We start from the raw sequence: 22860 nt of genomic DNA, 5'->3' as shown, positions 1-22860 counted from the left end.
TTCGCGCTTGTGATGTGTGACACTGTGTTGCATGGGGTGTCCATTGAGGAGGGGCGCGATGAGGCGATTCGGATACGGCACCGACGCGCAGGGCCGCGCGTATCACTAGCGATGGACGACGAAGCGCTTTCCTGTGTGGAGCTGTGCGCCGGGTATGGGCGTACGCGGGTCCTCCACGATGTGACGTGCTCCTTCGCTGCGGGTATTACGGGGGTCGTTGGCGTCAACGGCGCCGGCAAAACGACGTGGCTGCGTATCCTCGCGGGTATCGCAGCGCCGCAGGCGGGCAGGATGAGCTGGTGTGGACGGGATATTCGCGGTGAGCGGGATCGCTCCGTTCTGCGGGCCTCGCTGGGGTACCTACCGCAGAACCCGCATTGGCATCCTCAGGCTCGCGTGCGTGACATGATCGAGTTTTTCCTCTCGTGTCGGGGCATCCCCAGGTCGCGCGTGAGTCGGCTGTGTGAGCGGGCGCTCGCGGCTACAGACGGCGAAGGTTTTGCTGGTCGGCCCCTTCAGGCCCTATCGGGAGGTCAGACGCGGCGAGCCTTCCTCGCGTTGGCGATCGCGCATCGGCCCCGCGTCCTCGTGCTTGACGAGCCGACCGCGGGCCTTGACCCGCTTCAGCGCATTGGCCTGCGCACGATGGTGCGATCGCTGAGTGCTGACACCATCGTCATCTGGGCTACCCATGAGGTTGGTGACCTTGAGCATGCAGCCTCGCACATCGTTGCGCTCGATTCCGGTGCGCTCGCGTGGGCGGGGGACCTTGACGAACTTTCGGCGCGTGGTCAGCGCTCGCCCCAGCACGGTCTTAGTGTTCTTGAGTCGGGACTCGTCGAGGTCCTGCAGGCAGGGGGAGCCCGACGATGACGTGGCCGCGCGTGCTCATTGGACTGTTGACTTGGGTGGGTGCCTTTGTCGTCAATCTCTATACCGACCGGCATCTGCTCGGCTACTCATTCACTGGGCTTTACGATCTCGCCCTCGTGGCCACGACACTCGTATGGCCCCTCCTCGTTGGTGTCGGCGCCGCAGTCATGGTCTACGAGTTGGGGCCGCGCTCGCGCGACAGCCTGCTCCTCAGTCTGCCTCTGGCCGGGCGTGTCCGCGCCTGTTTGCGGGCACTGGCTCCCGTGTGGTGGGGCGCGCTTGCCGGTGGGGGAATCTGCGTTGCCATCGCCGCGGCCATCGCTCTTCCCCAGGAGTATTACCCGCCGGTACGCACATTCCTCACTCTCGTGCCCGCCGCAGCAGGCTCCCTCGCAGCCATCGCCTGTGGCGCGCTCGTCGGCGCGTTGACGCGCTCGTGGGTGGCCCCGCCCATCATCGCCCTCATCGTCTACGGGGTTATCTTTTCCAGCTACACGGTTCGCGAGGGGGTCCTCAAACAACTGAGCATCTCGCCTGCCTTCCATCTCGGGTGGGTTCCATCAGCGTCGACCACGCTTGCCGCCACGGGCGCCCACCTGCTCCTCATCGCAGCCGCCGCGTCCGGTCTGTGGTGGGTGAGCGCACGCTCGCGAGTGGCGGCCGGGTGCGCCCTGGCCCTCGCCGCCGGATGGGTCGCCTGGTTGCCGCACGTGGCTGACCTCGATCCGCTCCAGGCCTCGCCTCGCTCATCGTGGGCCTGTCAGAGTCTTCCCAACAGCGGAAATTCCCTGTGCGTCGCGGGTGAATTGCGCCCGTCGCTCACGGGGCTCGGGCGTGAGCTCGCACCTGTTGATGCGAGGCTGCACGCCCTCGACCCCACGTTGACCCTCACCTATGGGCCGATACCGGGGGAGGGCGTGATCGCTCTCGAATCGCCCGGAGCCCAAAAGGGGGATGTCCTTGCCGAGGTGTGCGCCGATGCCGTCGCCTCGGCCGTGTGCGACGAGGCCGGCAGCTCACCGGCGTGCGACACCTCGCGTATGAGCGCTTACCTACGCGCCGCGCAAACAACAGTCTTCGACGAGCCTGCCTACAGCGAGGCTGAGGCCAGCGATATCCTCGCGCGAGTCCGTCCCCGACTCGCGGGGGAGGCGCCGTGACGCGCTGGGGCCGCTTCCGAAGGTTTTGTGCCTCTCGGCAGCCCCTCCACGTTCTGGCCATGGGGCTTGCGCTCGTGTGTTGCGCGAGCGTCGCGATCCTCTATCCGGTTGTCGCCGTGCCCGCTTTCTATGATCGAGCCTATCTCCTCATCGCTGTCGTGCCCCTTGTTGTGCCAGCCTTGGGGGTGCAGGCCTTCACCTGTCCACACCGCGACCTCGAGGCGGGGCTACCGGGCGCGACCCTGCGCCGGCTGCGGCTGGAGTGGTATCTCGTCGCCAGTTGTGTTGGCGTGACCGCACTGGTGCTGGTGAATCTCGCATGGCAGACCGGTATGGCGGAGACGCTCTACGACCTGCGTCAGCTGGCCTGGGGAATGGCAATGGCCGTGACCAGCGCGGTCATCACGCCCGCGCGCATATCGTGGATGCCTCCCCTGGTCGCGGGGATGGGCCTGTGGATCTTTGGTACTGATCCTGACAGCGGGGCCGGCTATGCCTGGGCGCTTCCCCTCGCCTCTTGGGAGAGCTGGCCGGCTGCGGCCACAGCCTTGGCCGCGTGGGCGGGAGCGGGATTTCTCTACCTCATCCGTGATGGCGCCGAGCGCAACTAGTTGGGCGCGGCACTCACATGTGCGAAGGTCGATTTTGGTGACGGCCCGGTGAAGCGATTGCTGTTGCGGTATGTCCCGATGGAGAAGCTCTGACCTGCGTGAACGATCAACCCGTGGACGTTTCGTGCGTGTCCTTGCCGAAGATGTCTATACCACCTAGGGTGGTGAGGGCAGTGCGCGGTCAATGGGGCCGCGCCTATCCCGTTCATGTCAAGGAAGGCATTACTGATGGGACTCTACGACGCGGGTGTCGTACCCGCGACCACGACATTGATTGATCCGAAGTGGTTTGACTATTTCCCCATCGTCATCTACTTCGGCTTCGTCTTGGCCGTCGGCTTCATCATGAAACGCAAGGCGGCGACGAGTGAAGAATTCCTGACCTCGGGTCGGTCGCTGCCCGCGTGGGTGACCGGCATTGCGTTCGTATCGGCGAACCTCGGGGCCGTCGAAATCATGGGTATGTCGGCCAATGGCGCCCAATACGGCATGGCGACGTTCCACTACTTCTGGATCGGCGCGATCCCGGCCATGATTTTCCTCGGCATCGTCATGATGCCGTTCTACTACGGCTCGAAGGTCCGCTCGGTTCCCGAGTTCATGTACAAGCGCTACGGCACAGCGGCCCACCTCATCAACGCCCTGTCGTTCGCGCTGGCGCAGCTGCTCATCGGCGGCGTCAACCTCTATCTGCTGGGCAAGATCGTCAACGGCATGCTGGGAATCCCGCTGTGGATTTCGCTCGTCGTCGCTGCCGTCATCGTCCTCGTCTACATCACCTCGGGCGGCCTGTCCGCGGCGATCTACAACGAGGTGTTGCAGTTCTTCGTCATCATCGCAGCGCTGTTGCCCGTGACGCTGATCGGGCTGTACAAGGTCGGCGGCTGGCAGGGCCTGACCCATCGCATCACCGAGATGGCCTCCGGCGTTCCCGCCAATTCGGCATACGACCCGAGCGCCGTCGACCAGCTGCACTCGTGGCCGGGCACGCTCATCTCGGGATTCGATTCGCCCGTCCTCTCGGTCGTCGGCCTCGTCTTTGGCCTCGGCTTCGTCTTGTCGTTCGGGTACTGGACGACGAACTTCGTCGAGGTTCAGCGCGCGATGGCGTCCGACTCCATTGCGGCCGCCCAGAAGAGTCCGATCATCGGGACGTTCTTCAAGATGTTCGTTCCCTTCGTCGTCATTGTTCCCGGCATGATCGCCGCCGTCCTCATCCCCGAGATCCAGCACATGAAGGGCACCCAGATGGGGCTGTCGGCGACGTCGCTGAGCGAACTCGCCTCGCAATTCGGGCCGACGCCCGACGGCTACACCGTCACCTACAACGACGCGATGCTGCTCATGATGCGCGACCTGCTGCCCAACGGCCTGCTGGGCCTGGCGATCACCGGTTTGCTTGCCTCGTTCATGGCCGGTATGGCCGCGAACGTGTCGGCGTTCAATACGGTGTTCGTCGTCGACATCTACGAGCGCTACATCAAGCCGGATGAGTCCGACGAGAAGTACCTGAAGGTCGGCCGTAACGCGACCGTCGTCGCCTGCATCGTCGCCATCTTCACCGCGCTCATCGCCGCGAAGTACAACAACATCTTGGACCTGCTCCAGCAGCTGTTCTCGATGTTCAACGCACCGCTGTTCGCCACCTTCATCATCGGGATGCTGTGGAAGCGGGCGACCCCGCACGGCGGCTGGTCCGGCCTGTTGTTCGGCACGCTCGCCGCGCTTGGCGTGAACTGCGCCGTGTGGTTCGGCTTCCTGTCGTTCCCGGGCCAGGGGCAGGCGTACCTGGCGGCTATCTCGGCGTTCGTCGTCGACTTCATCGTCACCGTCGTGGTCTCGCTCATGACGCAGCCCAAGCCGGACGCGGAGCTCGAGGGCTTCGTCTGGTCGCTGACGCCGAAGGCCAAGCGCATCGACCCGCAGACCGCGACGCTGCCCGTGTGGCGTCGCCCCGTCCCGATCGCTATCGCCTCGGCGGTGTGCGTGATCGTCCTCAACTCGATTTTCCACTGAGCCGAAAGGAAGCTCGACCATGAAACGTCTATCTATCGGCGATATCCGAGTCGTCATCGGCTCGGTTCTCGGAATCATCGGGATCTTCTTGCTCGTGTGTTCGTTCTTCACGACCTCGGCCGAGGAATTGGCTAAGTCGGGAGGAATCCACGCGAACCTGTGGGCCGGCTTGGCCCTGCTCGTCGTTGCGATTGTCATGTGGGCGTGGGCTTTTGTCGCTCCCGATGGTGGCAAGAGCACCGACTCCGTCGATGAGGCGGCCCATACCGGTCGCTAATCTGACACCGTGAGTCTCGGCCGTCACCGGCGCGCATGCGCGGGTGACGGCCGAGACGTCTGAGCCGTGCACGTGATGGACGATAGTCTGAGAAGACACACCACCTTGACGATCGGGTCGCGCATGCTGGCGGGGTGACGCCGGTGCCGGCACACCACGGGAGCCTCGCTATGCCGAAGAAGAAACTTGCCTTTAATTCGAACAGTGCGCGCAAGTCCCTCGACGCCATCGAACGTCTCGAGCGCCATCAGGCGAGCGTCGACGGCGAGGGTACGGCCGCGGCAGATCCTGCTGATTCCCGTGCGTCATCCCCGCTCTCGTCCCCGCCCGGACAGCCCGCCACCTACCCCGAGCGCCTGCGTCGCAGCGTGGGAGAACGCGTGCGCGTCCTGGCTCATCGTGAGGATGGGCGCGACTTTGCCCGTCAGCTGCTCGCTCCCGATCGCCATGACGTTGCCGTCCTCATCGCTGCTTTCGACGGCCTGGAGTTCATCGATCTCGACGTTCTCCTCGACGAGGTATCTTCCGACGTGCTCATTGCCCTGGCGGCATCGACGGCGGTCTCGGCCGGCCTCATCGATGAGCTGAAGGCGGCCACGGGCAACGGCTACCTCGGCGTCGCTGCGGAAATCGTGCGGGTCTATGGCTACGGCGGGACGTGGTGGGACCGTCAGGTGCCTCGAATCGAGGTGCGCAAGGCTCCGATCGATCACGCTCGCTATGTCGCTCACGCCGTGCGCCGGTGTGAGGACAACAGCACCGCGACGACATATTCGCGCTCGGAGACCCGCCAGGTCGTCGAACCGCGCCTAGTGACCGGCACGGCAGGCCTTTACGAGGACGACCCCTATCAGGCCTACGTCAGCGTTGAGGGGCAGCTCTACACTCTGAATTTCGCGACTCTCGGCGTTGACCCCGGCCTGGTCGTCACCGACGTATTGGCGCAGGGAACGGAGGTGAGAGTCCGGGTCAACGACGCCGACGGTCTCGTCACGGCCATTCCCGACTTGGTCTCATCGGCACAGTTGCAGCGCCAGGTGCGCGCTGACACCGTCGTGCTGGGGCGTATTCACGCGACAGGTCCGGCAGGTGACGTCGAGGTGGCCCCGGGAATGATTGTGCCGATTTCCGGGGTGACCGACAGTTTCCGCGTCGGCCAGATCATCCCCGTTGCCCTCCTTGACGATGGTGAGGGCGTGCGTGCCGAGTTGGCCGATGAGGACGAACTTTCCCACGTCGTCAGCTACATCCCGGATGGGCCTTCCTGGCTGTACGCCGAGTACCAGACGCAGGAGCGCAAAAACGCCGAGGAATACGCGCGAGAAATCGTCGATGCCGACACCGATCGCGTCGAACCCCACGATGTCATCAGCGTCATCGAGGACGAGTTAGAGCGGCTGCGCCGCGCCATCGATCAGGCCTTCGACGACAATGTCGCCGAGTACTCCACCATCGAACGCATCGAGCAACAAGACAAGCGTGAACAGGCCTACCGCCTGGCCATCGAGGACCTCAAACGGCAACTGCACAGCCAACGCACGCAGACACAACAGGCCAAAGACGAGGCAGCGCGCTCTCGCGCTCGCGTCGAAATCCTCGAGAAACAGCTGGAACATGCGGAGCAGGACCGCGCCACCGACAAATCCCGGATCGAGCGCCTGTCGCACCGATATACACCCGAACAGCTGCGCGCCCTCACCGCGCCGAAACCGCAGGCGGCTAGCCCCACGCGTTCCCGCGACGGGGGCGAGTGGGAAGCACGTATCGGCGGACAGGAGTTCTCGAGCCCCGAAGAGCAGCTGAGGTTCGAAATCGAGCTCATGTGGAGCATATGGTTCAGCCTCGAGGATAAGGAGAAGTGGCCGATTCGGCCCTACACCTTCTCGAAGGGCTTTTTCGATACCTTGCACACGGTGGGCCGGCAGGTGCCTCGACGCAAGTTGCTGCGCGTTCTCGCCGAGATCGTGACGTGCAAATCGCGCGAGGGAGCCCACGCGCGCATCCTCGATAAGCGGTCGAGTGGGCAGGGCGGGGCGAAAACCCGGCCCCGCAACGACGGCGCGATAGCGCGTCGAGTGCGGCTGGAACAGTCAACGCACGCCGCGCGTCGTGTGCTCTATTGGGATCTTCCCGACGGCACGGTCGAGCTGTCGGCTATCGCCGTCCACGACGATTACCAGGGATACAACTAATCGCTCAGCCCCGCCTGGCCCTCGAGGAATTCGTATATCTCGACGGGATCTAACCCCGGAAATGCGCCCGGAGGAACCGCCGCAAGCAGGTGGGCGTGCGCGCGCACCTGCGCGAAGGCGTGTTCCTCCCACCTGTCGGCCAGGTGCTGGGGCGATAGCCGGCAGCAACTGCGATCCGGACACGTCGACGACTGGCGATGCGGCGTCGCGCGCAACCGAAACCACTTCGAGTCCGTAAACGGGACACCGAGACCGACGCTGAATTCGCCGGCGCTCGCGGTCGTCACCTGCGCGGTGCAGAAGAACGTTCCCGCCGACGTGTCGGTGTACTGGGCGTGCGGGGCAAAGCGGTCGGGCTGGGCGAAGGCCTGGCGCACCGCCCACTTTCGGCACGCTAACTGGCCTTCAATGGCACCCGTGACGTCCGTGGGGAAGACGACGCCGTCGTTTGCATAGGCCTTGTAGATGACGCCGTCGCGCGAGACTCGCGAAAAGTGCACGGGGATCGACAGGTGGTGCGTCGCGAGATTCGTGAACCGGTGCACGGCTGTCTCGTAGGGAACGGCGAAATGGTGGGCGAACTCGTGGAGGTCGAGGCGGCGCTCGAGCTTCGCTGAACGCAGGTAGGACAGCGCGAGCGACTCGGGCATGAGGAGCGCGCAGGCAAAGTAGTTCGATTCCACGCGTTGACGCAGAAAGGTCGCGAATGTCGCCGGGCGGTCGTGGTCGAGCGCGAGATCGGCCAGCGCGCGCAGGACATGAATCCGCTCGTCGCGCCCGTCGCGCGAGGATGCGGGCAGGTAGAGGCGGCGGTTGCGATAGTCGAGCAGGCTGCGCGCGGCGTAGGGCAGGTCGGCGGAACGCACGATCGTGTAGTCGAAGCGCTTGACGATGCTGCGCAGCAGCGACGCGTCCAGGGGGCCGCCACTGTGCCCGATTGCCTCGGTCAGCTGAGCGGCCCGCGCCTCGATGGTGGGGAAGTAGTTGCCGCGCGCGAGCATGTCGGCGCGTAGCTGCCGATTGGCCGCGCGGGCCTCTTCCGGGGTCGAGGAGCGAATCGTCGTCGCCGCGGCGAGCGCGTGGTGGAGGCCGACGAGCGCGCGCAGCTCTTCCGTCCCGATGCGCTCCGGGTGGGACACACGGGGGAGCTGGGCTTTGCGGGCGCTTGGGGCGTCTTGGAGTTTCGCTAATTCGAGTTCGAGGCCGGCGCGCTCGCTCGGCGGTTCCTGGGCGAGCAGGACGTCCATCGATACCCCGAGTTCGGCCGCGATGGCGGTGAGGATAGACAGACGCGGGGCGTTTGCCCGTTTCGATTTGCGAGAGGTAGGAGGAGGAATAGCCGACGGCGTTCGCCACACTGCCCAGCGTGCGCCGGGCCGCCTTGCGGGCGTGGCGGATCCGCTTGCCGAGCAGGGCCTCGTCAACGTCGCCGAGTGAAGACTGCGCTGTCTGTGCCATATGTGAAGAATAGGCGGATTTTGCATAAAAAATCTCTAGATCGGGTTTCTTGACCTCGAGATAGTTGGGGTGTCGGAAGCCATATTGATCCCGTCGCCGCAGCAGCCGAAGGGTCTCGCGGAGCCGGGATGACACGTGAGTAAGAGGTCATCATCATGAGCACGAGCAGGATTGAGCGAATCGCCGGCATCGAGAACGACTGGGCGACAAATCCGCGGTGGGCGGGAATCACCCGTCCCTACACGGCCGAGCAGGTGGTCGCCTTGCAGGGATCGATCATCGAAGAGGCCACGCTGGCACGCAAGGGTGCCGCGCGGCTGTGGGATCGCCTGACGACGACGTCGTACACGAACGCGCTGGGAGCCATCACCGGCAATCAGGCGGTGGAGATGGCCAAGGCCGGCCTGCAGGCGATCTATCTGTCGGGATGGCAGGTGGCCGCCGACGGCAACACCGCCGATGCGACCTACCCAGACCAGTCCCTCTACCCCTACGACTCCGTGCCAAAGATGGTGCGCCGCATAAACAATGCGCTCGCCCGCGCCGACGAGATCGAGTGGAGCGAGGGTCGGGAGGACACGGATTATTTCCTGCCAATCGTCGCCGACGCCGAAGCCGGCTTCGGCGGTCCGCTCAACGCGTTTGAACTGATGAAGGCGATGATCCGCTCGGGTGCCTCGGGAGTGCACTGGGAGGACCAGCTCTCGAGCGAGAAGAAGTGCGGCCACCTGGGTGGGAAGGTGCTCATCCCGACCTCGCAGCACATCCGCAACCTGACGGCTGCGCGCCTGGCCGCGGACGTCATGGGAGTTCCCACCCTCATCGTCGCCCGTACCGACTCGTTGGCGGCGACGCTCATCACCTCAGACATCGACGAGATCGATCGGCAGTTCCTCACCGGAGAGCGCTCGCCCGAAGGCCACTTCTACACCCGTGAGGGAGAAGAGGTCGTCATCGCTCGCCTCAAGGCGTTCGCCCCCTATGCCGACCTGTTGTGGTTCGAGACGAACACGCCGGACATGGAGATGGCGCGTCGCGTCGCCGAAGCGGTCAAGGCGGAGTTCCCCGACAAGATGCTCGCCTACAACTGCTCGCCGTCGTTCAACTGGAAAGCCAATCTCGACGACGACCAGATCGCGCGTTTCCAACGCGAGCTGGGCGAGATGGGGTACCGCTTCCAGTTCATCACGCTCGCGGGATTCCACCAGATCAACTACGGCATGTTCGAGTTGGCCGAGGGGTATCGCGACCGCGATATGAGCGCGTTTGTCGAGCTGCAACAGAAGGAATTCGCGGCCGAGTCGCGCGGCTATACAGCGGTGCGCCACCAGCGCGAGGTTGGCGCGGGATACTTCGACATGGTCGCGACGACGGTCAACCCCGATTCGTCGACAACCGCGATCAAGGGATCGACCGAAGAAGCCCAATTCTGAAATCTGTAGGGGTGTCGCCCGTGGCGATGCCCGTGATGACTCAAGGAAGAGTGACGAAGATGAACAGGAAAACTCTCACGGGGGCCGACATCGAAATTCGGCGCCCCACCGGTGAAGACCCCGGATCGAACCCGATGGCGCGCGAAGGTGAGATCCTCACGCCTGAGGCGCTGGATTTCCTCGCGGCGCTGCATGAGCGTTTCCACCACCGCCGCGCCGAGCGCTTGGCCTATCGCCACGACCGTCGTAAGCGCCTGGCCGGTGGATACCTGCCGCATTTCCGCCCGGATGGCGCGGCGATCCGTGACGACGACAGCTGGCGAGTCGCCCCGATTGCGCCCGGCCTGGCCAAGCGCCACGTCGAGATCACGGGTCCAACGGAACGCAAGATGACGATCAACGCCCTCAACTCGGGTGCCGATTGCTGGCTCGCCGATCTCGAGGACGCCAATACCCCGCACTGGGCAAACGTCATCGGCGGGCAGATCAATCTTTACGACGCGATTCGCGAAACGATTTCCTATACGGCGCCCACGGGCAAGAAGTACACGTTGGGCGAGGGGCCGCGGCCGACGATCATCGTGCGCCCGCGCGGGTGGCACATGACGGAAAAGCACCTGCGGATCGGTGGGCACTCGACGTCGGCGTCGCTGACGGACTTCGGGCTGTATTTCTTCCACAACGCCGCCGAGCTGATCGAGCGTGGGGTGGGGCCGTATTTCTATCTGCCCAAGATGGAGAATCGCGAGGAGGCGAAGCTGTGGGCGGACGTCTTCACCTTCGCCGAGGACTACGTCGAAATCGACCACGGGACCATCCGCGCGACCTGCCTCATCGAGACGATCATGGCGCCGTTCGAGATGGAGGAGATCCTGTGGGAGCTGCGCGAGTATTCGGCGGGGTTGAATGCGGGGCGCTGGGACTACATTTTCTCGGCGATCAAGAAGTTCCGCGATTCCGGCCCCAAGTGGGTCCTGCCCGATCGCGGTGACATCACGATGACCGTTCCCTTCATGAGGGCCTACACGGAGTTGCTCGTTCGCACGTGCCACAAGCGCGGTGCCCACGCGATCGGCGGCATGAGCGCCTTCATTCCGTCGAAGGATCCTGAGGCGAACGCCGCCGCCGAGGCTAAAGTTCGCGAGGACAAGGGGCGCGAGGCCGACGACGGTTTCGACGGGTCGTGGGTGGCCCACCCCGGCATGGTCGGATATGTCCGCGAGGTCTTCGACGCCAAACTCGGCGACGCCGATTACCAGATCGCGCGTACCCGCGACGACGTCAAGGTGAATGAGGACGACCTGCTGGCGATGCCGCGCACACCCGGAGCGATCACCGACGGGGGAGTGCGCACGAACATCTCGGTCGGCATCCGCTATCTCGCCTCGTGGATTGGGGGCAACGGCGCTGCGGCGATCAACGGCCTCATGGAGGATGCGGCGACGGCCGAAATCTCGCGCTCGCAGATTTGGCAGTGGCTCCACCACTCGTGCACGACCGAAGAGGGCAATGCGATCACTTCGGACTATGTGCGGGCGATCCTTGCCGAAGAGCGCGAGCGGTTCCTCGCCGAGGTCGACGGCGACGAACGGGCCGCGCGGATCATCGAGAACGCCACCGAGATGTTCGCCGAGGTCTGCCTCGCCGAGCAGTTCCCGACCTTCCTGACGATCCCCGCCTACGCGGCCTATATCGAATAGCGGTGACGCCGGCCTCTAGCCGAACCCGTTAGCACGCGGTCCCTGGGGAGGCGAGAGGTGAGCCTTCCCAGGGACCGCTGTGTGCTTAGGTGCACTGGATAGTCGATGCCGGTTTCGCGGTTGCGCTATCGTTCGTCTGCTGGCAGATCTTTGCCGGTCCCCATTCGGTATATTTCTGCCTTAGTGAGGGAGCCGCCAGATGAGCCATCCGTATAAACCGCGTCGACTGTCTCGGCGGCCATCCGAAGAGCCTTTGACTCGTCATTTGTGAACGCGATCGGCGCTCCAGTCCATTCAGCAAGGTTGTCGAACACGTTGATCATGGTGTCCCACGTCTCCCGGTCGGCGTGGACCGATGCGGGATCGAACACGACTGTGACAACGTCATTTTCAATGCGGACGTCCGTGACAGCTTTGGTGAGCGTGACTCCGTCGACAGCGTAGGCTCGCTGGGCGTGGCTTCGGTCGTCTGCTCCGTTACCTCGAATGTGGGCGTGGGAATCGCGGAACTGGCTGGCAAGCTGCTTTCTCGCGCTCGTTAGGAGCCGCACCGAGAGATGCTGAGGAGCACGATGGCTATGACAACCCAAACGATCCAATTCCTGTACCAGGGCTTGGAAGGCTTTGCGTCCTCGACTGGTGGCGTCTGCTGTTCGGTGGGAGACCGATGGTGTTGGAACCTAGCGCCATTTTGCAGCTAATGCTGGCGCTGGTTGACAACGGTGGCATGGTGTGGTAACCTGTGATGACAGATATACACCTACGGAGCTGTAGGAGGTTTCGATGGCAGTTCGAAATTCGTTAATCAAGGCGTTGGGATGCTTGTCCGCAGTTGCCGCTTCGCTGGTGTTTATAGTTCCTACCGACGCGTCTGCAAGTGCGAGTTCGCGTCTTACGGTAGAAGATCAGCAGAACCTTTCGCGCATCTTGGGGCACACGCCATCTTTTGAAGAAACCAACATGTATCTTGACCAGTACGGTCGTGTTCCCACTACTTCGGAAATTAACGCTTACTTGAAGGCCGAAGATGGTGGCGGTGAACAAAGCGTCGCGGTCTCCAGCTATGGTGTCGAACGGACGGCTGTGGCGGGCACGTTTGGAACCTATTTTCAGTACGGTAAGTGGATTAACCGCGGTGGCGTAGTGTCCCTCTCGCTGATGCCAAAGAGTGGTGGCATTGGGAACTACGGAAGTGTTCAAACTTGGAACGCGGTGTACCAAAAGTTTCATCTGGCGAGCCAGTGGACGCGACACCGGGCAACGGGCGTGGATGCGAGCATGAAGAAGCAATACTTGTGTCATTTCAAGTACGGCATGCTCAAGACTCCTTGGAACCTTGAGCCGCACAAGAAAGCGGCTGACGTTAGCTCCATTAACTGCAATTAGGTCGGTGGTCTCCATGGTGGATCTAATCCCAGCAATTCTTGTTGTAGCTGCGCTCGTGGTTGACCTCGTGGTTTTCCTGAAGTTCGGCTCGGTAGGGGCTAAGGCAACCAGAACCGGGTCGGCGGCCCTCGCTACCCTCGTCATCTGTCTAGCTGGTTCGCCCTTCGTAGCGATCGCGTTGCTACCGCTGGACCTTGACGTTGCCGACTTCTACGCGATGTGGCGTCTGCCGGTGGTGATCCTGCTGGCGCTCGGCGCGGTTACTGCCATCTGGAGGATCGCGTCCACGAACTCTAAGGCAGCTCGTCTGCTTTGAGGTGCGTGTAGCCGTGATTGGCGTTTTCACCCGCTTATAGCTTGACAGCAGTGCTTGTGCGCGACTTACCGAGAGGGTGCGCCCGTAGCTCTGGTGTGTCGCTTGAGCTTCCCTGAGGGTGGCACTCTCCTACGTCGATTGCTGCTTCGATAGTTTCGCGCAGGTAATGCGACTTCGAAGGCCTCGTGGATACGTAGGGCCGCTCAAACTTGGCGGTGGTTTCCTATATGTTCAGGTGGGTTGCCGCTGGGATAGCAAGAGCTGCGTGGGTTCTTTCGTGTCTCTGCTACGTGAGATCCAGGCCCCTCGATACGATTCGAACGTGCGACACCCACTGAAGGAGCTCATCAGAGCCCCTGATCACATGGTCAATATTGCTTTCACTGGGTGGTGACTGCCGTGGCTGACCCGAGGGGAGGGGTGTTCTGGACGCGGCGCGCCGCAGATGTGATCTGTGCCACTCGCTTGTCGGTGGCGTCAGCTGCGTCTCGTTCCGGCGCGATTTGCTGTTTCCTCACTCGGAGAGCCTAACGCGCACTTAGGCGGATTGCATTGGAGACTAGGTGCGGACTTGCCGGGCTGACCACCTTGCCAGGGTCAGTGGGCGTGCGCGTATGTGCTCGTGCGGTCTGAGGCGGGAGTCGGGCGGCCGGCCCGCGTAAGGTTCGTCGGGATTGCGGTAGTTCGCGCGGATCTACTCGCCAACGGTGCAGTGGTAACGGCGCTGGTTGTTATCCGCGTGCGGTGTCAACGGCGAGTTTTGTAATCGGGCTCGAATTATCGAACGAGCGGACAGCTGACGCACGCCAATGACGGAATGTAGACGTGCCCTCCGACTGGCGCAGTTAGGGTGGTCAATAAGTATACTCATCACGGTGTGTGAGGGGGGGGGGATTGGCGCGACATGCGGCGCTGGTAGATCCCGATTCGGGAATGATCTTGTTGGATAGTCTCTGTGAGACAGGATCGTACCTATGGGGGCCGGCTCGCGTAAACTCCTGATCATCAGTCGTCTTCGGAGGGTACCCGTCGCATGATTGCGGCGCGGACAGCTGCGAAAGATGCCTCAACTGGGTTGATGTCCAGAAGCGTGCCGAACAGGACGTCGGTATAGGTCCGTATCGGAATCTTGGAGCGTGAGTAGAGTTTCCGCTCGGCTACCGGGATGGCTGCCTGATATGTCCACGAGCTGGACATTTGATTGATTAGATATCCTGAGAGCGAGCTGTGCGCCATGCGTGGGGTTCGTTCTTTTTGTGCGATCATGTTGCGGGCGGCATACCAGATGCCAGCGTGGAAAGAGCCGAGTTGAAGGTCCTCTTCAGCCTCGACACGACGACGCAGAGTTGCAGCCTGCGATGGCGTAAGTGAAACCTTCCGTCCATACCGGCTGACTTCGTAATCGAGAAGATAACGCACTTCCTGATGAATGACATGGCGTGCAATGTCGAGAAGTTCGTCCGCCTCATCACGTGTGATGTGGTACTGGACTCGGCTGGACCAGCTTTCGTTCAGAGCATGCCCTTCGGGCGTTATGGAGAGCAAGCACCGGTCGGGGGTCCAGTGGAGTTCGCCATCCGCCTCTGTGAAGACCGCGTGCGGGTTACGAAGAGTGGCCGCGCCGTTCGCCAGCAGTTCGATCGCAATCTCCGCGAGTTGCCGGCTGGATACTTCGTCGTCATAGCTTACAGCAAAGACATCACCCCATGGACGTTCGCCGTCGTGGAAGGCGACAGTATCCAGTGTGAGCAGCGCGACCTGCGCGGCTGTGCTCAGGCGGGGAGAGTTGCACATTTCCTCGCTTTCAGCGCGGAGGTGGCGGATCCATTCGAGGCCGCGTTGCACTATGGCGACATGTGCAGCCTGGGCTGCTGCGCGGGCCGCAAGCTGCTCGCGTCGACGCTTTTCTTGTGCTCGCTCGCGGCATGCGTCACATCCGTTATGAAGCCCTTTTAAGAGGTCAATCGTTGCCTGCCTCGAGCGGACGGCGCTGGCGCCACCGCACAGGGGACACCTGGGGCTTGTCATCACAGTGACGGTAGTCGCATTTATTCGCTGTAGAAGTTGGTGAGAACGTAGTTCCCATTCTGTGGCGATAGTCTTGACTGTTCGAGACCAGAATCTGGTACCTCCATCGAACAGTGGGGTGTGATCCCAATACTGGCGCGCGAGCTCTAGGTCTGCATTATCGCCGGCAATTTGCCGTGTTACAAAAGTTACGTGTAGGGGGTCCATAAAGTGACTTCCTAAGTTCTTCAAATGGTGTGTGGGATTGGTGGATAGTCAAGTAGGCGACGCTAAAGCACTTGAAAAGCCGGTCTGGGAGGGCGCGCTTGTCTCCGGGCTTAGGTAGCCCTATGGGAATCGATGCGCGCAGTGACGACGCCACTTGCCGGTACCGGGCAAGATCGTCGGGGTCGGGTGTCACGGTCCAGTTTAGCTGCCTCGTGGCTGGCCAGACCAGAGTTTCTACCCAGATAATGACGTGCCCACCCAGCATGGTGCGCTCTCGCCCATAGCGAGCAAATGACTAGCCAAGCTAGTTCGATTGCTAGGAGTAGGCCTCATGGCTGTGCCGAAGCACATCTCCGTCCGTAATCGCCAGCTCACCCGTGTAGCTTCTACGCCGTGACGGGGCATCAAGAATGTCCTCAACTTGAATGTACCCTCGACGTCGCCGACTTCTACGCGATGTGGCGTCTGCCGGTCGTGACCCTGTTGGCGCTGGGAGCTGTCGGCGCCATCTGGAGAATCGCATCGAGCCGATCCCGCGCAGCTCGTCGGTCCTGAGTCGCGTGCGGCGCTAGTTCACAGCTCGACGCCGTACTCGCGGGCGACCTGGTCGAGGGAATACGTCGGCAAGTCCCCGGCGTGTGCCGCGCGAGCCTCTTCGAGGATGGCGTGCTCCCACGCCATGCGATCGACTGATTCCTCGGTTGCGGCTGGGATATCAGACATGCGCGCGTCCTTTCGGTCTCCTCGATATACGGGATCCAGGTGCCCCCGACACGATTCGAACGTGCGACACCCGCTTTAGGAGAGCGGTGCTCTATCCCCTGAGCTACGGGGGCTGGCCGGATCATGGTAACACCGATGCTGATGCGCTCGATCGTTCTGGTGCGGCGCACCGCAGGTCCTCCGCGCTCTGGCTAGGTGGCGCGGTTAGGGTGGGAGCGTGAGCACTCTCAAGAGAATCCGCCTGCCCTGGCAGCGCGAGACAGCAGACGACACCGAAAGCTCGACGGCGTCGACATCCTCGGTCGAGGAGATGCCCGAGGTGGCCGGTAGCGACGGCGAGAGTGTTCCTCCCACACCGGTAGCCGGCACTCCGGTGCCCGAGCCGTCCCGCGACGCAGACGCGGAGGCCGAGTCGTCGTCGGACACGGATGCGACGTCGGCTTCGGTGGAGCAGACACACGCGCAACCGCCGGCGGCGGATGGGCCGAGCGATCCGGCCCACGAGCAGGTCGCGGCACTGCTGGAGACCTGGCGGGCCGACCTCGAGCGGCTTGCCGACGACGGGCCATCGCGGACGTACATCGAGCTGTCCGCTGCTCACCCCACCGGCGTCGCCCAGCTGTACGCGGGGCGCCCCACGCGCCTGTCCGTCCTCGTGCGCGAAGAAGGCGCGCTGGCACATGCCCAGCTGCGGGCCCGCGAGGTTCTGGCCTCCCAAGCTCACATGGTCGAGGCCCACGGCATCGGTCCCGTCTACCTGGCGATCGGGACGGCCTCGTGGACCGAGGGGTCACACGTCGATAACCTGCGCACCGGTGCCGCGAGCACGATGGCGCCAGGAACTCAGCCCATGCCCACGCGCGTTTCCGGACCGGCGTTGCTGTGCCCGGTGAAGCTCGCGGGGGAGGACGACGGCGACGTCCTCATTCGCCGCGAACCCACCGTTGCCCTGTGGGCGCCACTCGAGCACGCCCTGAAGAAGCGTGGTGCCGGGGAGGACCTCGACGCCGTGCTGTCGGCGACGACGGGTGCTCACGGTTTTACGACGACGCGCGCGCTGGCACAGCTGCGTCAGGTCGGGCAGCGCTGCCTCGTCTCCTTCGATCTCTACGACTCGTTGACGATTGGGCAGTATCAGCATCCCGTCCACGACGCGATTTCGGCCCTCGATGACGCGGCTCCCGAGCTCGTCGAATCCCCGCTGCTCTCGGCGATGGCCGGCATCGACGGGGCCGCCGAGGCGATCCGCACCGAGTTGGCCCCCGCACAGTCGACCGACCGCGACCCGCGGGTGGAACACGGCGTCGGCGACCTCGATCCGCTGCAACACGACGTGCTGGACGCGGTGGCGGCGGGAGGACACATCTTCCTCGCCACGCCTGCGGGCACCTCGTCTGCACCGACGGTGCTGGCGTTGCTCGCCGATCAGATTCGCGCCGGCCGTTCCGTCACCTACGTGGCCGGTACCTCCCGCCACGCCCGGGCCCTCGTCGCCGAGGCCGAGCGGGGGGGCTGTCCGAGATGGTCGCCGACTTCACCGCCCCGGATTGGCAGCGCCGCGTCGCGCGTCGCGCGCTCAACGCCCTCTCGCGTGGCGAAATCGACGACCCCGACGGCGACGTCGTGGCCATGCGTGCCGAGCTCACCGGCGTGCGAGATGACCTCGGTGGCTATATCGATCGCCTCCACGTGCGCATGGCGCCGTGGGGCGTGTCGGCGTACGACTGCCTGCAGGTCCTCACCGACCTCACGTCCGGTCCGGCCGGGCCACGCACCCGCGTGCGCTTTGACGTCGAGACGCTCACGCGCATTGCCGAGGACGGCGCGGCGCGGGCGCGCGAACTCATCCAGGCCGCCGACCGGCTCGGCATGATTCGAGAGACGGGCACAAAGAACGCGTGGCATCGCGTCGTGTTGTCCTCGCCGAGCGACGTCGAGCCGGCGCTGACCAGCGTTCGTGAAACGTCGAGCGGTGTGCTGCCGAAAGTGCGCTCCGATATCGAGCAGGCCACGCGCGAAACCGGGCTGACGAGGGCTAACACGCTCGCCGAGTGGGACGATCAGCTGCGTATGCTCGAGGGAGTTCGCGCGTCGCTCGACGTCTTTGTCCCCGAAATCTTCGAGGCCTCAGCCGCCGACATGGTCATCGCGACGGCCACGAAGCGCTGGCGCGAGGACCACTCGATCCACATGAAGGCCGGCCAGCGGCGCCGGCTCATCAAGCAGGCGCGTGACTACGTGCGGCCGGGCCGCACGGTGGACGACCTCCACGCCGAACTCATCCGCATTCAAGAACAGCGCCAGATCTGGCGGCAGTACTCGCCCGGCGGCGGCTACCCGGTCATGCCCGAGGGCCTCGACGAGATGAGCGAGAACGCTCGGCGCCTGCGCGAGGACCTGCTCACGCTCGACAAACTGCTCGGCCCCGCCTACGACGGCCTCGTCGAGTGGGACTTTGCCCGCATCGGCCGGGAACTGGGGGCGCTTGCGGCCGACGATGACGCCATTAAAGTGTTGCCCGAGCGCGTTGAGACGATCCACGATATCCATGCCCTCGGCCTCGACGGTCTCATCGAGGACCTGCGTTCCCGCGGAGTTCCTCGCGAAAACGCCGTCGCCGAGCTCGACCTCGCCTGGTGGGCATCGGCGCTGTCGCAAATCCTCCACTCGGATTCGCGGCTCGAGGGTTTCGACGGTGCCCGACTGGAATCGCTCGTCACCTCTCTGCGCGAACTCGACCGCGCCCACGTCGAATCTTTGGCGACGCAGAGCCTGCGTATCTTCCGTGAGCAGTCGGCTCAGCGTCTTGCCCGACGTGCCGACGAAGCCCAGCAGCTGCGCCAGGCCATCGAATCGGGTTCTGTGGCCGGGCTGTTGCGCGCCATCGGGGCGTCTTCGCTGGGTCGCGCCCTCGTGCCGTTGCAGATCGTCCCGCCAGCGCTCGCCTCGCAGCTGGCCGGAGCCGCCACGCGCGTCGATCTCGTCGTCTTCGACGGGGTGGAGGGCGCACCACTCGGTGAGCTCGCGGTCCCGTTGGGGCGCGCCAGTCAGGTCGTCGTCGTCGTCGGGGATTCCCGTCGCGGCGGCGACGGATTGCCGGCGCTCGCCGCCGAATTGCTGCCGCGACTGTCGCTGCCGGTTGCCTCGGCCCGCATCAACGGCGTCGTCGCGTCGTTCCTCGCCGAACATGGCTACGGCTCGGACATCGTGCCGATCGCGCAGCCGTCCCAGCCCGCCAGCATCGATTACGTCCTCGTGGATGGGCGGGGCATGCCCGCTCCCGGCGTCAATGCCGTGGAGTCGACCGCAGCCGAAGTGGCGAAGGTCGTCGACCACGTCATTGCCCATGCGCTCGAACGACCTGAAGACACCTTAGCGGTCATTGCCTGCAACGATCGTCACGCACAGCGGTTGAGCGAAGCCGTGCTCTCGGCCGTCGCCGACTCCCCGGCGATCGACAGCTTCTTCCGCACCGACGGGGACGAGCCCTTCCTCGTCACATCGCTGCGGCGATGCTCGGGGATTACCCGTGACCGGATCATCGTGTCGACAGGGTATGGCAAGACGCCGCACGGGCGGGTCGTCCACGATTTCGGAGATCTTGCCGGGGAGAACGGGGCTGCCCATCTCGTCGACGCGCTGCTGAGCACCCGCGGCGAGCTGACGATCGTGACCGCGCTCGACCCCGACGAAGTCGAACTGCGCCGCGTTCCCACCGAAGGAACACGGTTGCTCCACGATCTCCTCGAGCGAGCGAAACATCACCCGAAGGATCCCTCGCTGCTACAGATCGCCGAGACCCTCGACGAGGAAGATGCCGCGCCCGACCGATTGCTCGTTGACCTCGCCGAACGGCTCTATTCGCTGGGGTTGACCGTCGTTCCCAATGTCGGCCCCGAGGGCGGTTTGCGAATTCCACTCGCCATCGGTCACCCCGACCTGCCCGACGAGCTGCTCGTCGCCGTCATGACGGACAACGACGCCTATGTCAGCGAGCGCTCGATGCGTCGACGCGATCGCCACTGGGCTGACCGACTGCGTGAGTACGGCTGGGTCACCCATATGGTCTTTTCGACCGCGGTGTTCATGGACCCCCAGGGCGAGGCCCAGCGCATCCTCGAGAAAGTCCTCGACATCGTCGAGCGTCGTACCCGTCCGGTCACGCCCGTTCCCGAGGTGCCCGAGCACATCAGCGACAGCGAATTCGGTCTCGACCAAACCGTGGCAGATGCCCCGCGCCCGGGTCGCCCGCACATTGCCCGCGGGCTGCCGCTGGCGGCCTATTCGGACGACCAGCTCGACGACCTGTTGGCGTGGATTCGCGGCGACGGTGTTGAGCGTGACGAGAGCGAGGAGGTTGCCGAGCTGGCGGCAGAGCTGGGGCTGACCCGGCGTGGCAGCCAGATCGATGCGATCTTGAGAAACGTCGTGCGTCGTGGCTGAGGATACGCCGGCTCCTCTTCGCCGCCACCGGGCCGCGGTTTATATCTCCGAGCGCGACCGGGCGGCGTTAGCGGCGGGCACATGTCCCTCGTGGGAAGAACCCGCCGACGTGCGCGAACGCCCCGAGGAAGCGTCGGCGTCGGGTCCGAACGACCGACGCCTCCTCGACGACGTGCCGCCCCACTACTGAGCGTTCGCGCGTGGCGGTCTCGCGGGCCTTATACGTTGCGTGAGGCGAGCAGATCGCGGATGTCTTGGAGCAGCGCGGTCTGGGGGTCGACGGTCTTTTCCTCGGCCGCGGCATCTTCGTCAGCCTTGCGCTTGGCGGCGAGAACGCTCAGCGCGTTGAGCTTATTCATCGGCACGACGATGAGGAAGTAGATGGCTGCCGCAACGAGGAGGAAGTTAACAACAGCCGTGATGATCGCGCCCGGCTGGACAGTAGCTGCACCGACGTGGAATTGCAGGACGTGATCGAAATTCGGTTGGCCGACGATACCGGCGATGAGCGGGTTAATGAATTTGTCGACGATGGTTTTGATGACGGTTGTGAAGGCCGCACCGATGACGATGCCGACCGCCATGTCGACGGCGTTGCCTCGGGTGATGAATTCACGGAATCCACCGATGATGCCGGTTTTCTTCTCAGCCATTGTTCTCCTTAGGTGTCGTGGTCGCCAGCGTCGATTCCTCCGCGTGCAGCGCGGGTGCGCTAGCAATGAGCAGAGGTGAGGCGCTGGCATGAGCGAGGACCACCGTAGCAACCTCCGGGGCAACGGCAATATCCGCCTGGGCCTCGGCGTCGCGCAGCATCGAGGATTCCCCCTCACGAACAGCCAGAATTCGTACGTCGGCGGCGAGGAGACGGGCCTGCGCGTGCTCGTCATCGGGTGGAGCGTAGAGGGATACGCGCGCGCCCGGGCGTGCCAGCGGCACCGACAGTTCGTTGAGCCCAATCGTGAGCGCGACGCGGCCGTGCGGGTCGGCATCGAGGGCATCTGGGCCGCGGGTGAGTCCGGCGCTGAGCACCGTTCCCTTCGGCAGCGACGCCAACGCGACGCGCCCACGTGCACGCTGTGCGGTGAGGGCGCGATCGGGAACGGCGGCGCGGGGCACACGCGTTGTTTCGATCATCGACGCCTCGATGACATCCCCGACGCCAATATCGCGACTCGTGCGGGCAACCTCAACGGTGATGTAGTGGGGAGCGGCGGCGTGGACAAGGGCGCTCACCGCCGCGGCGATACACACTCCGGCAATGACGAAGCGGACCCGCCACAACAGATAACGCACATCCATGCCGTCAGGATCGCCGCCGCGGCCGGAGGGGGAGGTGTGTCGGTGCGAGCATGCCGACCATCTACGGGGTTATCGCGGCGTGGGGACAGCCAAACCTTCCGGCGTGATCCACGCGTCGACGCGACGATCGAAGGCCTCACAGGGGAGCGCATCGACGACGTCATTGCCCCACACGAGTGCGACGACGAACGCCTGGGGCATGGCCATCAGCGCGCGGTCGTACCAGCCGCCTCCCTGACCGAGCCGGACCCCGCGTCGATCGACGGCCAGCGCCGGCAGGATGCACAGGTCAATTGCGGCGACCTCAGCCTCGCTTGCCCGCGGCAGCTCCGGGCCCACACGCGCCACAGCGCGCTCATCGCACCCCACGGGAGCGGACCACCAGGGCAGTGGAGGCCGACACCAGGCGATAGCGCCCGAGCAACCCGGGCGCGGAACCCACGGCCGTAGCGGGGCGAGGGCACGGTTGAGCGCGCCCGTGGGCATCTCGGTCCCGTACGACAGGTAGGTCGCGATCCTTCTCGCCGCCAGCTGGTCTGCGAGGGAGCACACGTGGGAGGCAACAGCGGTGTCGGAGTGCGCATATTCAGCAGGCGTCAGATCGGCCGCTGCCCTGCGCGCGCGCACCGCGCGACGACGCGCGGCCTTCGCTGCCGCAACATCGGAAGGTGACGACGACATGGGGCCAGTGTCCCACGCGCTCGCTGGCGCCGATGTGTCGGGTATCCTGAGGCCGGT

Annotated in this window: 20 protein-coding genes, 1 tRNA gene and 1 pseudogene; 13 read left to right on the top strand and 9 right to left on the bottom strand. The window is 64.2% G+C overall.

Annotation, left to right across the window (positions count from 1 at the left end; genetic code table 11):
* Positions 1 to 111: 111 nt before the first annotated feature.
* From H8R18_RS06255 to H8R18_RS06230, 6 genes are all read left to right on the top strand, one after another.
* Positions 112 to 873, top strand: coding sequence for an ATP-binding cassette domain-containing protein (locus H8R18_RS06255; protein ID WP_191071206.1), 762 nt, complete (start codon positions 112 to 114; stop codon positions 871 to 873).
* Positions 870 to 2033, top strand: a complete 1164-nt coding sequence (locus tag H8R18_RS06250) for a hypothetical protein (RefSeq protein ID WP_191071205.1) — start codon at positions 870 to 872, stop codon at positions 2031 to 2033. Before H8R18_RS06255 ends, H8R18_RS06250 begins: the two co-directional genes overlap by 4 nt.
* A gap of 59 nt (positions 2034 to 2092) precedes the next feature.
* Positions 2093 to 2644 carry a hypothetical protein gene (locus H8R18_RS06245; protein WP_191071204.1) on the top strand — a complete coding sequence of 184 codons (552 nt, stop codon included), beginning with the start codon at positions 2093 to 2095 and terminating at the stop codon, positions 2642 to 2644.
* 228 nt (positions 2645 to 2872) lie between these two features.
* Complete coding sequence (locus H8R18_RS06240) at positions 2873 to 4660, top strand: sodium:solute symporter family protein (RefSeq protein WP_191071203.1); 1788 nt, start codon at positions 2873 to 2875, stop codon at positions 4658 to 4660.
* 19 nt (positions 4661 to 4679) lie between these two features.
* Positions 4680 to 4937: a hypothetical protein gene (locus tag H8R18_RS06235; RefSeq protein ID WP_191071202.1), complete on the top strand. Its 258-nt coding sequence runs from the start codon at positions 4680 to 4682 to the stop codon at positions 4935 to 4937.
* Positions 4938 to 5107: 170 nt separating this feature from the next.
* Positions 5108 to 7129: a hypothetical protein gene (locus tag H8R18_RS06230; protein WP_191071201.1), complete on the top strand. Its 2022-nt coding sequence runs from the start codon at positions 5108 to 5110 to the stop codon at positions 7127 to 7129.
* On the opposite strand, the gene H8R18_RS06225 is transcribed toward H8R18_RS06230, so the two are convergent.
* On the bottom strand, positions 7126 to 8130 hold the full coding sequence (locus H8R18_RS06225; RefSeq protein ID WP_227712903.1) for an ImmA/IrrE family metallo-endopeptidase: 1005 nt from the start codon (positions 8128 to 8130) through the stop codon (positions 7126 to 7128). The two genes, H8R18_RS06230 and H8R18_RS06225, sit on opposite strands and share 4 nt — an antisense overlap.
* 346 nt (positions 8131 to 8476) lie before the next feature.
* Positions 8477 to 8587: pseudogene (locus H8R18_RS09995) on the bottom strand (hypothetical protein); the annotation flags it as partial.
* A gap of 155 nt (positions 8588 to 8742) precedes the next feature.
* On the opposite strand from H8R18_RS09995, the gene aceA reads away from it, so the two are divergent.
* Both aceA and aceB read left to right on the top strand, forming a co-directional pair.
* Positions 8743 to 10020, top strand: coding sequence for an isocitrate lyase (gene aceA, locus H8R18_RS06220; RefSeq protein ID WP_191071199.1), 1278 nt, complete (start codon positions 8743 to 8745; stop codon positions 10018 to 10020).
* A gap of 59 nt (positions 10021 to 10079) precedes the next feature.
* Entirely contained in the window at positions 10080 to 11720 is a 1641-nt protein-coding gene (aceB, locus tag H8R18_RS06215) for a malate synthase A (RefSeq protein WP_191071198.1), read from the top strand.
* 125 nt (positions 11721 to 11845) lie between these two features.
* On the opposite strand, the gene H8R18_RS06210 is transcribed toward aceB, so the two are convergent.
* Complete coding sequence (locus H8R18_RS06210) at positions 11846 to 12271, bottom strand: hypothetical protein (protein ID WP_191071197.1); 426 nt, start codon at positions 12269 to 12271, stop codon at positions 11846 to 11848.
* 232 nt (positions 12272 to 12503) lie between these two features.
* Here H8R18_RS06210 and H8R18_RS06205 point away from each other — a divergent pair, with 232 nt between their 5' ends.
* Positions 12504 to 13106 carry a DUF2599 domain-containing protein gene (locus tag H8R18_RS06205; RefSeq protein WP_191071196.1) on the top strand — a complete coding sequence of 201 codons (603 nt, stop codon included), beginning with the start codon at positions 12504 to 12506 and terminating at the stop codon, positions 13104 to 13106.
* Between the two features lie 4 nt (positions 13107 to 13110).
* Entirely contained in the window at positions 13111 to 13422 is a 312-nt protein-coding gene (locus H8R18_RS06200) for a hypothetical protein (RefSeq protein WP_191071195.1), read from the top strand.
* A 1005-nt stretch (positions 13423 to 14427) separates the two neighbouring features.
* On the opposite strand, the gene H8R18_RS09580 is transcribed toward H8R18_RS06200, so the two are convergent.
* The 3 genes from H8R18_RS09580 to H8R18_RS06185 all read right to left on the bottom strand — a co-directional run bounded on the left by H8R18_RS09580 (position 14428) and on the right by H8R18_RS06185 (position 16493).
* Positions 14428 to 15267: a hypothetical protein gene (locus H8R18_RS09580; RefSeq protein WP_265087364.1), complete on the bottom strand. Its 840-nt coding sequence runs from the start codon at positions 15265 to 15267 to the stop codon at positions 14428 to 14430.
* A gap of 963 nt (positions 15268 to 16230) precedes the next feature.
* Positions 16231 to 16380, bottom strand: a complete 150-nt coding sequence (locus H8R18_RS06190; RefSeq protein WP_191071194.1) for a hypothetical protein — start codon at positions 16378 to 16380, stop codon at positions 16231 to 16233.
* A gap of 40 nt (positions 16381 to 16420) precedes the next feature.
* Positions 16421 to 16493, bottom strand: a tRNA-Arg gene (locus H8R18_RS06185).
* 104 nt (positions 16494 to 16597) lie between these two features.
* Here H8R18_RS06185 and H8R18_RS09275 point away from each other — a divergent pair.
* Genes H8R18_RS09275 through H8R18_RS06175 form a run of 3 tightly spaced genes read left to right on the top strand, consistent with a single transcriptional unit; the run spans position 16598 to position 21013 of the window.
* A complete protein-coding gene (locus tag H8R18_RS09275; protein ID WP_227712775.1) occupies positions 16598 to 18253 on the top strand; it encodes a hypothetical protein in 1656 nt (551 codons plus the stop codon).
* Complete coding sequence (locus H8R18_RS09790; protein WP_338089215.1) at positions 18250 to 20823, top strand: hypothetical protein; 2574 nt, start codon at positions 18250 to 18252, stop codon at positions 20821 to 20823. Before H8R18_RS09275 ends, H8R18_RS09790 begins: the two co-directional genes overlap by 4 nt.
* Positions 20816 to 21013 carry a toxin gene (locus H8R18_RS06175; protein ID WP_191071192.1) on the top strand — a complete coding sequence of 66 codons (198 nt, stop codon included), beginning with the start codon at positions 20816 to 20818 and terminating at the stop codon, positions 21011 to 21013. Before H8R18_RS09790 ends, H8R18_RS06175 begins: the two co-directional genes overlap by 8 nt.
* Before the next feature lie 28 nt (positions 21014 to 21041).
* Here H8R18_RS06175 and mscL read toward each other — a convergent pair whose 3' ends face one another.
* The 3 genes from mscL to H8R18_RS06160 form a co-directional block, all read right to left on the bottom strand.
* A complete protein-coding gene (gene mscL, locus H8R18_RS06170; protein WP_223875097.1) occupies positions 21042 to 21476 on the bottom strand; it encodes a large conductance mechanosensitive channel protein MscL in 435 nt (144 codons plus the stop codon).
* Complete coding sequence (locus H8R18_RS06165; protein WP_191071191.1) at positions 21469 to 22122, bottom strand: SAF domain-containing protein; 654 nt, start codon at positions 22120 to 22122, stop codon at positions 21469 to 21471. Before H8R18_RS06165 ends, mscL begins: the two co-directional genes overlap by 8 nt.
* A 69-nt stretch (positions 22123 to 22191) precedes the next feature.
* Positions 22192 to 22803 carry a 5-formyltetrahydrofolate cyclo-ligase gene (locus H8R18_RS06160; protein WP_191071190.1) on the bottom strand — a complete coding sequence of 204 codons (612 nt, stop codon included), beginning with the start codon at positions 22801 to 22803 and terminating at the stop codon, positions 22192 to 22194.
* Positions 22804 to 22860 lie beyond the last annotated feature (57 nt).

Origin of the sequence: Nanchangia anserum, assembly GCF_015240065.1 — a bacterium.
Taxonomy (GTDB): domain Bacteria; phylum Actinomycetota; class Actinomycetes; order Actinomycetales; family Actinomycetaceae; genus Nanchangia; species Nanchangia anserum.
This window is presented reverse-complemented; position numbering and strand designations above follow the sequence as displayed.

Excerpts from the sequence above, each read along its gene's own strand:
- H8R18_RS06255 (WP_191071206.1), top strand. The coding sequence starts at position 112 with ATGGACGACGAAGCGCTTTCCTGTGTGGAGCTGTGCGCCGGGTATGGG.
- H8R18_RS06250 (WP_191071205.1), top strand. The coding sequence starts at position 870 with ATGACGTGGCCGCGCGTGCTCATTGGACTGTTGACTTGGGTGGGTGCC.
- H8R18_RS06245 (WP_191071204.1), top strand. The coding sequence starts at position 2,093 with ATGGGGCTTGCGCTCGTGTGTTGCGCGAGCGTCGCGATCCTCTATCCG.
- H8R18_RS06240 (WP_191071203.1), top strand. The coding sequence starts at position 2,873 with ATGGGACTCTACGACGCGGGTGTCGTACCCGCGACCACGACATTGATT.
- H8R18_RS06235 (WP_191071202.1), top strand. The coding sequence starts at position 4,680 with ATGAAACGTCTATCTATCGGCGATATCCGAGTCGTCATCGGCTCGGTT.
- H8R18_RS06230 (WP_191071201.1), top strand. The coding sequence starts at position 5,108 with ATGCCGAAGAAGAAACTTGCCTTTAATTCGAACAGTGCGCGCAAGTCC.
- H8R18_RS06225 (WP_227712903.1), bottom strand. The coding sequence starts at position 8,130 with ATGCTCGCGCGCGGCAACTACTTCCCCACCATCGAGGCGCGGGCCGCT.
- aceA (WP_191071199.1), top strand. The coding sequence starts at position 8,743 with ATGAGCACGAGCAGGATTGAGCGAATCGCCGGCATCGAGAACGACTGG.
- aceB (WP_191071198.1), top strand. The coding sequence starts at position 10,080 with ATGAACAGGAAAACTCTCACGGGGGCCGACATCGAAATTCGGCGCCCC.
- H8R18_RS06205 (WP_191071196.1), top strand. The coding sequence starts at position 12,504 with ATGGCAGTTCGAAATTCGTTAATCAAGGCGTTGGGATGCTTGTCCGCA.
- H8R18_RS06190 (WP_191071194.1), bottom strand. The coding sequence starts at position 16,380 with ATGTCTGATATCCCAGCCGCAACCGAGGAATCAGTCGATCGCATGGCG.
- H8R18_RS09790 (WP_338089215.1), top strand. The coding sequence starts at position 18,250 with ATGATTCGAGAGACGGGCACAAAGAACGCGTGGCATCGCGTCGTGTTG.
- mscL (WP_223875097.1), bottom strand. The coding sequence starts at position 21,476 with ATGGCTGAGAAGAAAACCGGCATCATCGGTGGATTCCGTGAATTCATC.
- H8R18_RS06165 (WP_191071191.1), bottom strand. The coding sequence starts at position 22,122 with ATGGATGTGCGTTATCTGTTGTGGCGGGTCCGCTTCGTCATTGCCGGA.
- H8R18_RS06160 (WP_191071190.1), bottom strand. The coding sequence starts at position 22,803 with ATGTCGTCGTCACCTTCCGATGTTGCGGCAGCGAAGGCCGCGCGTCGT.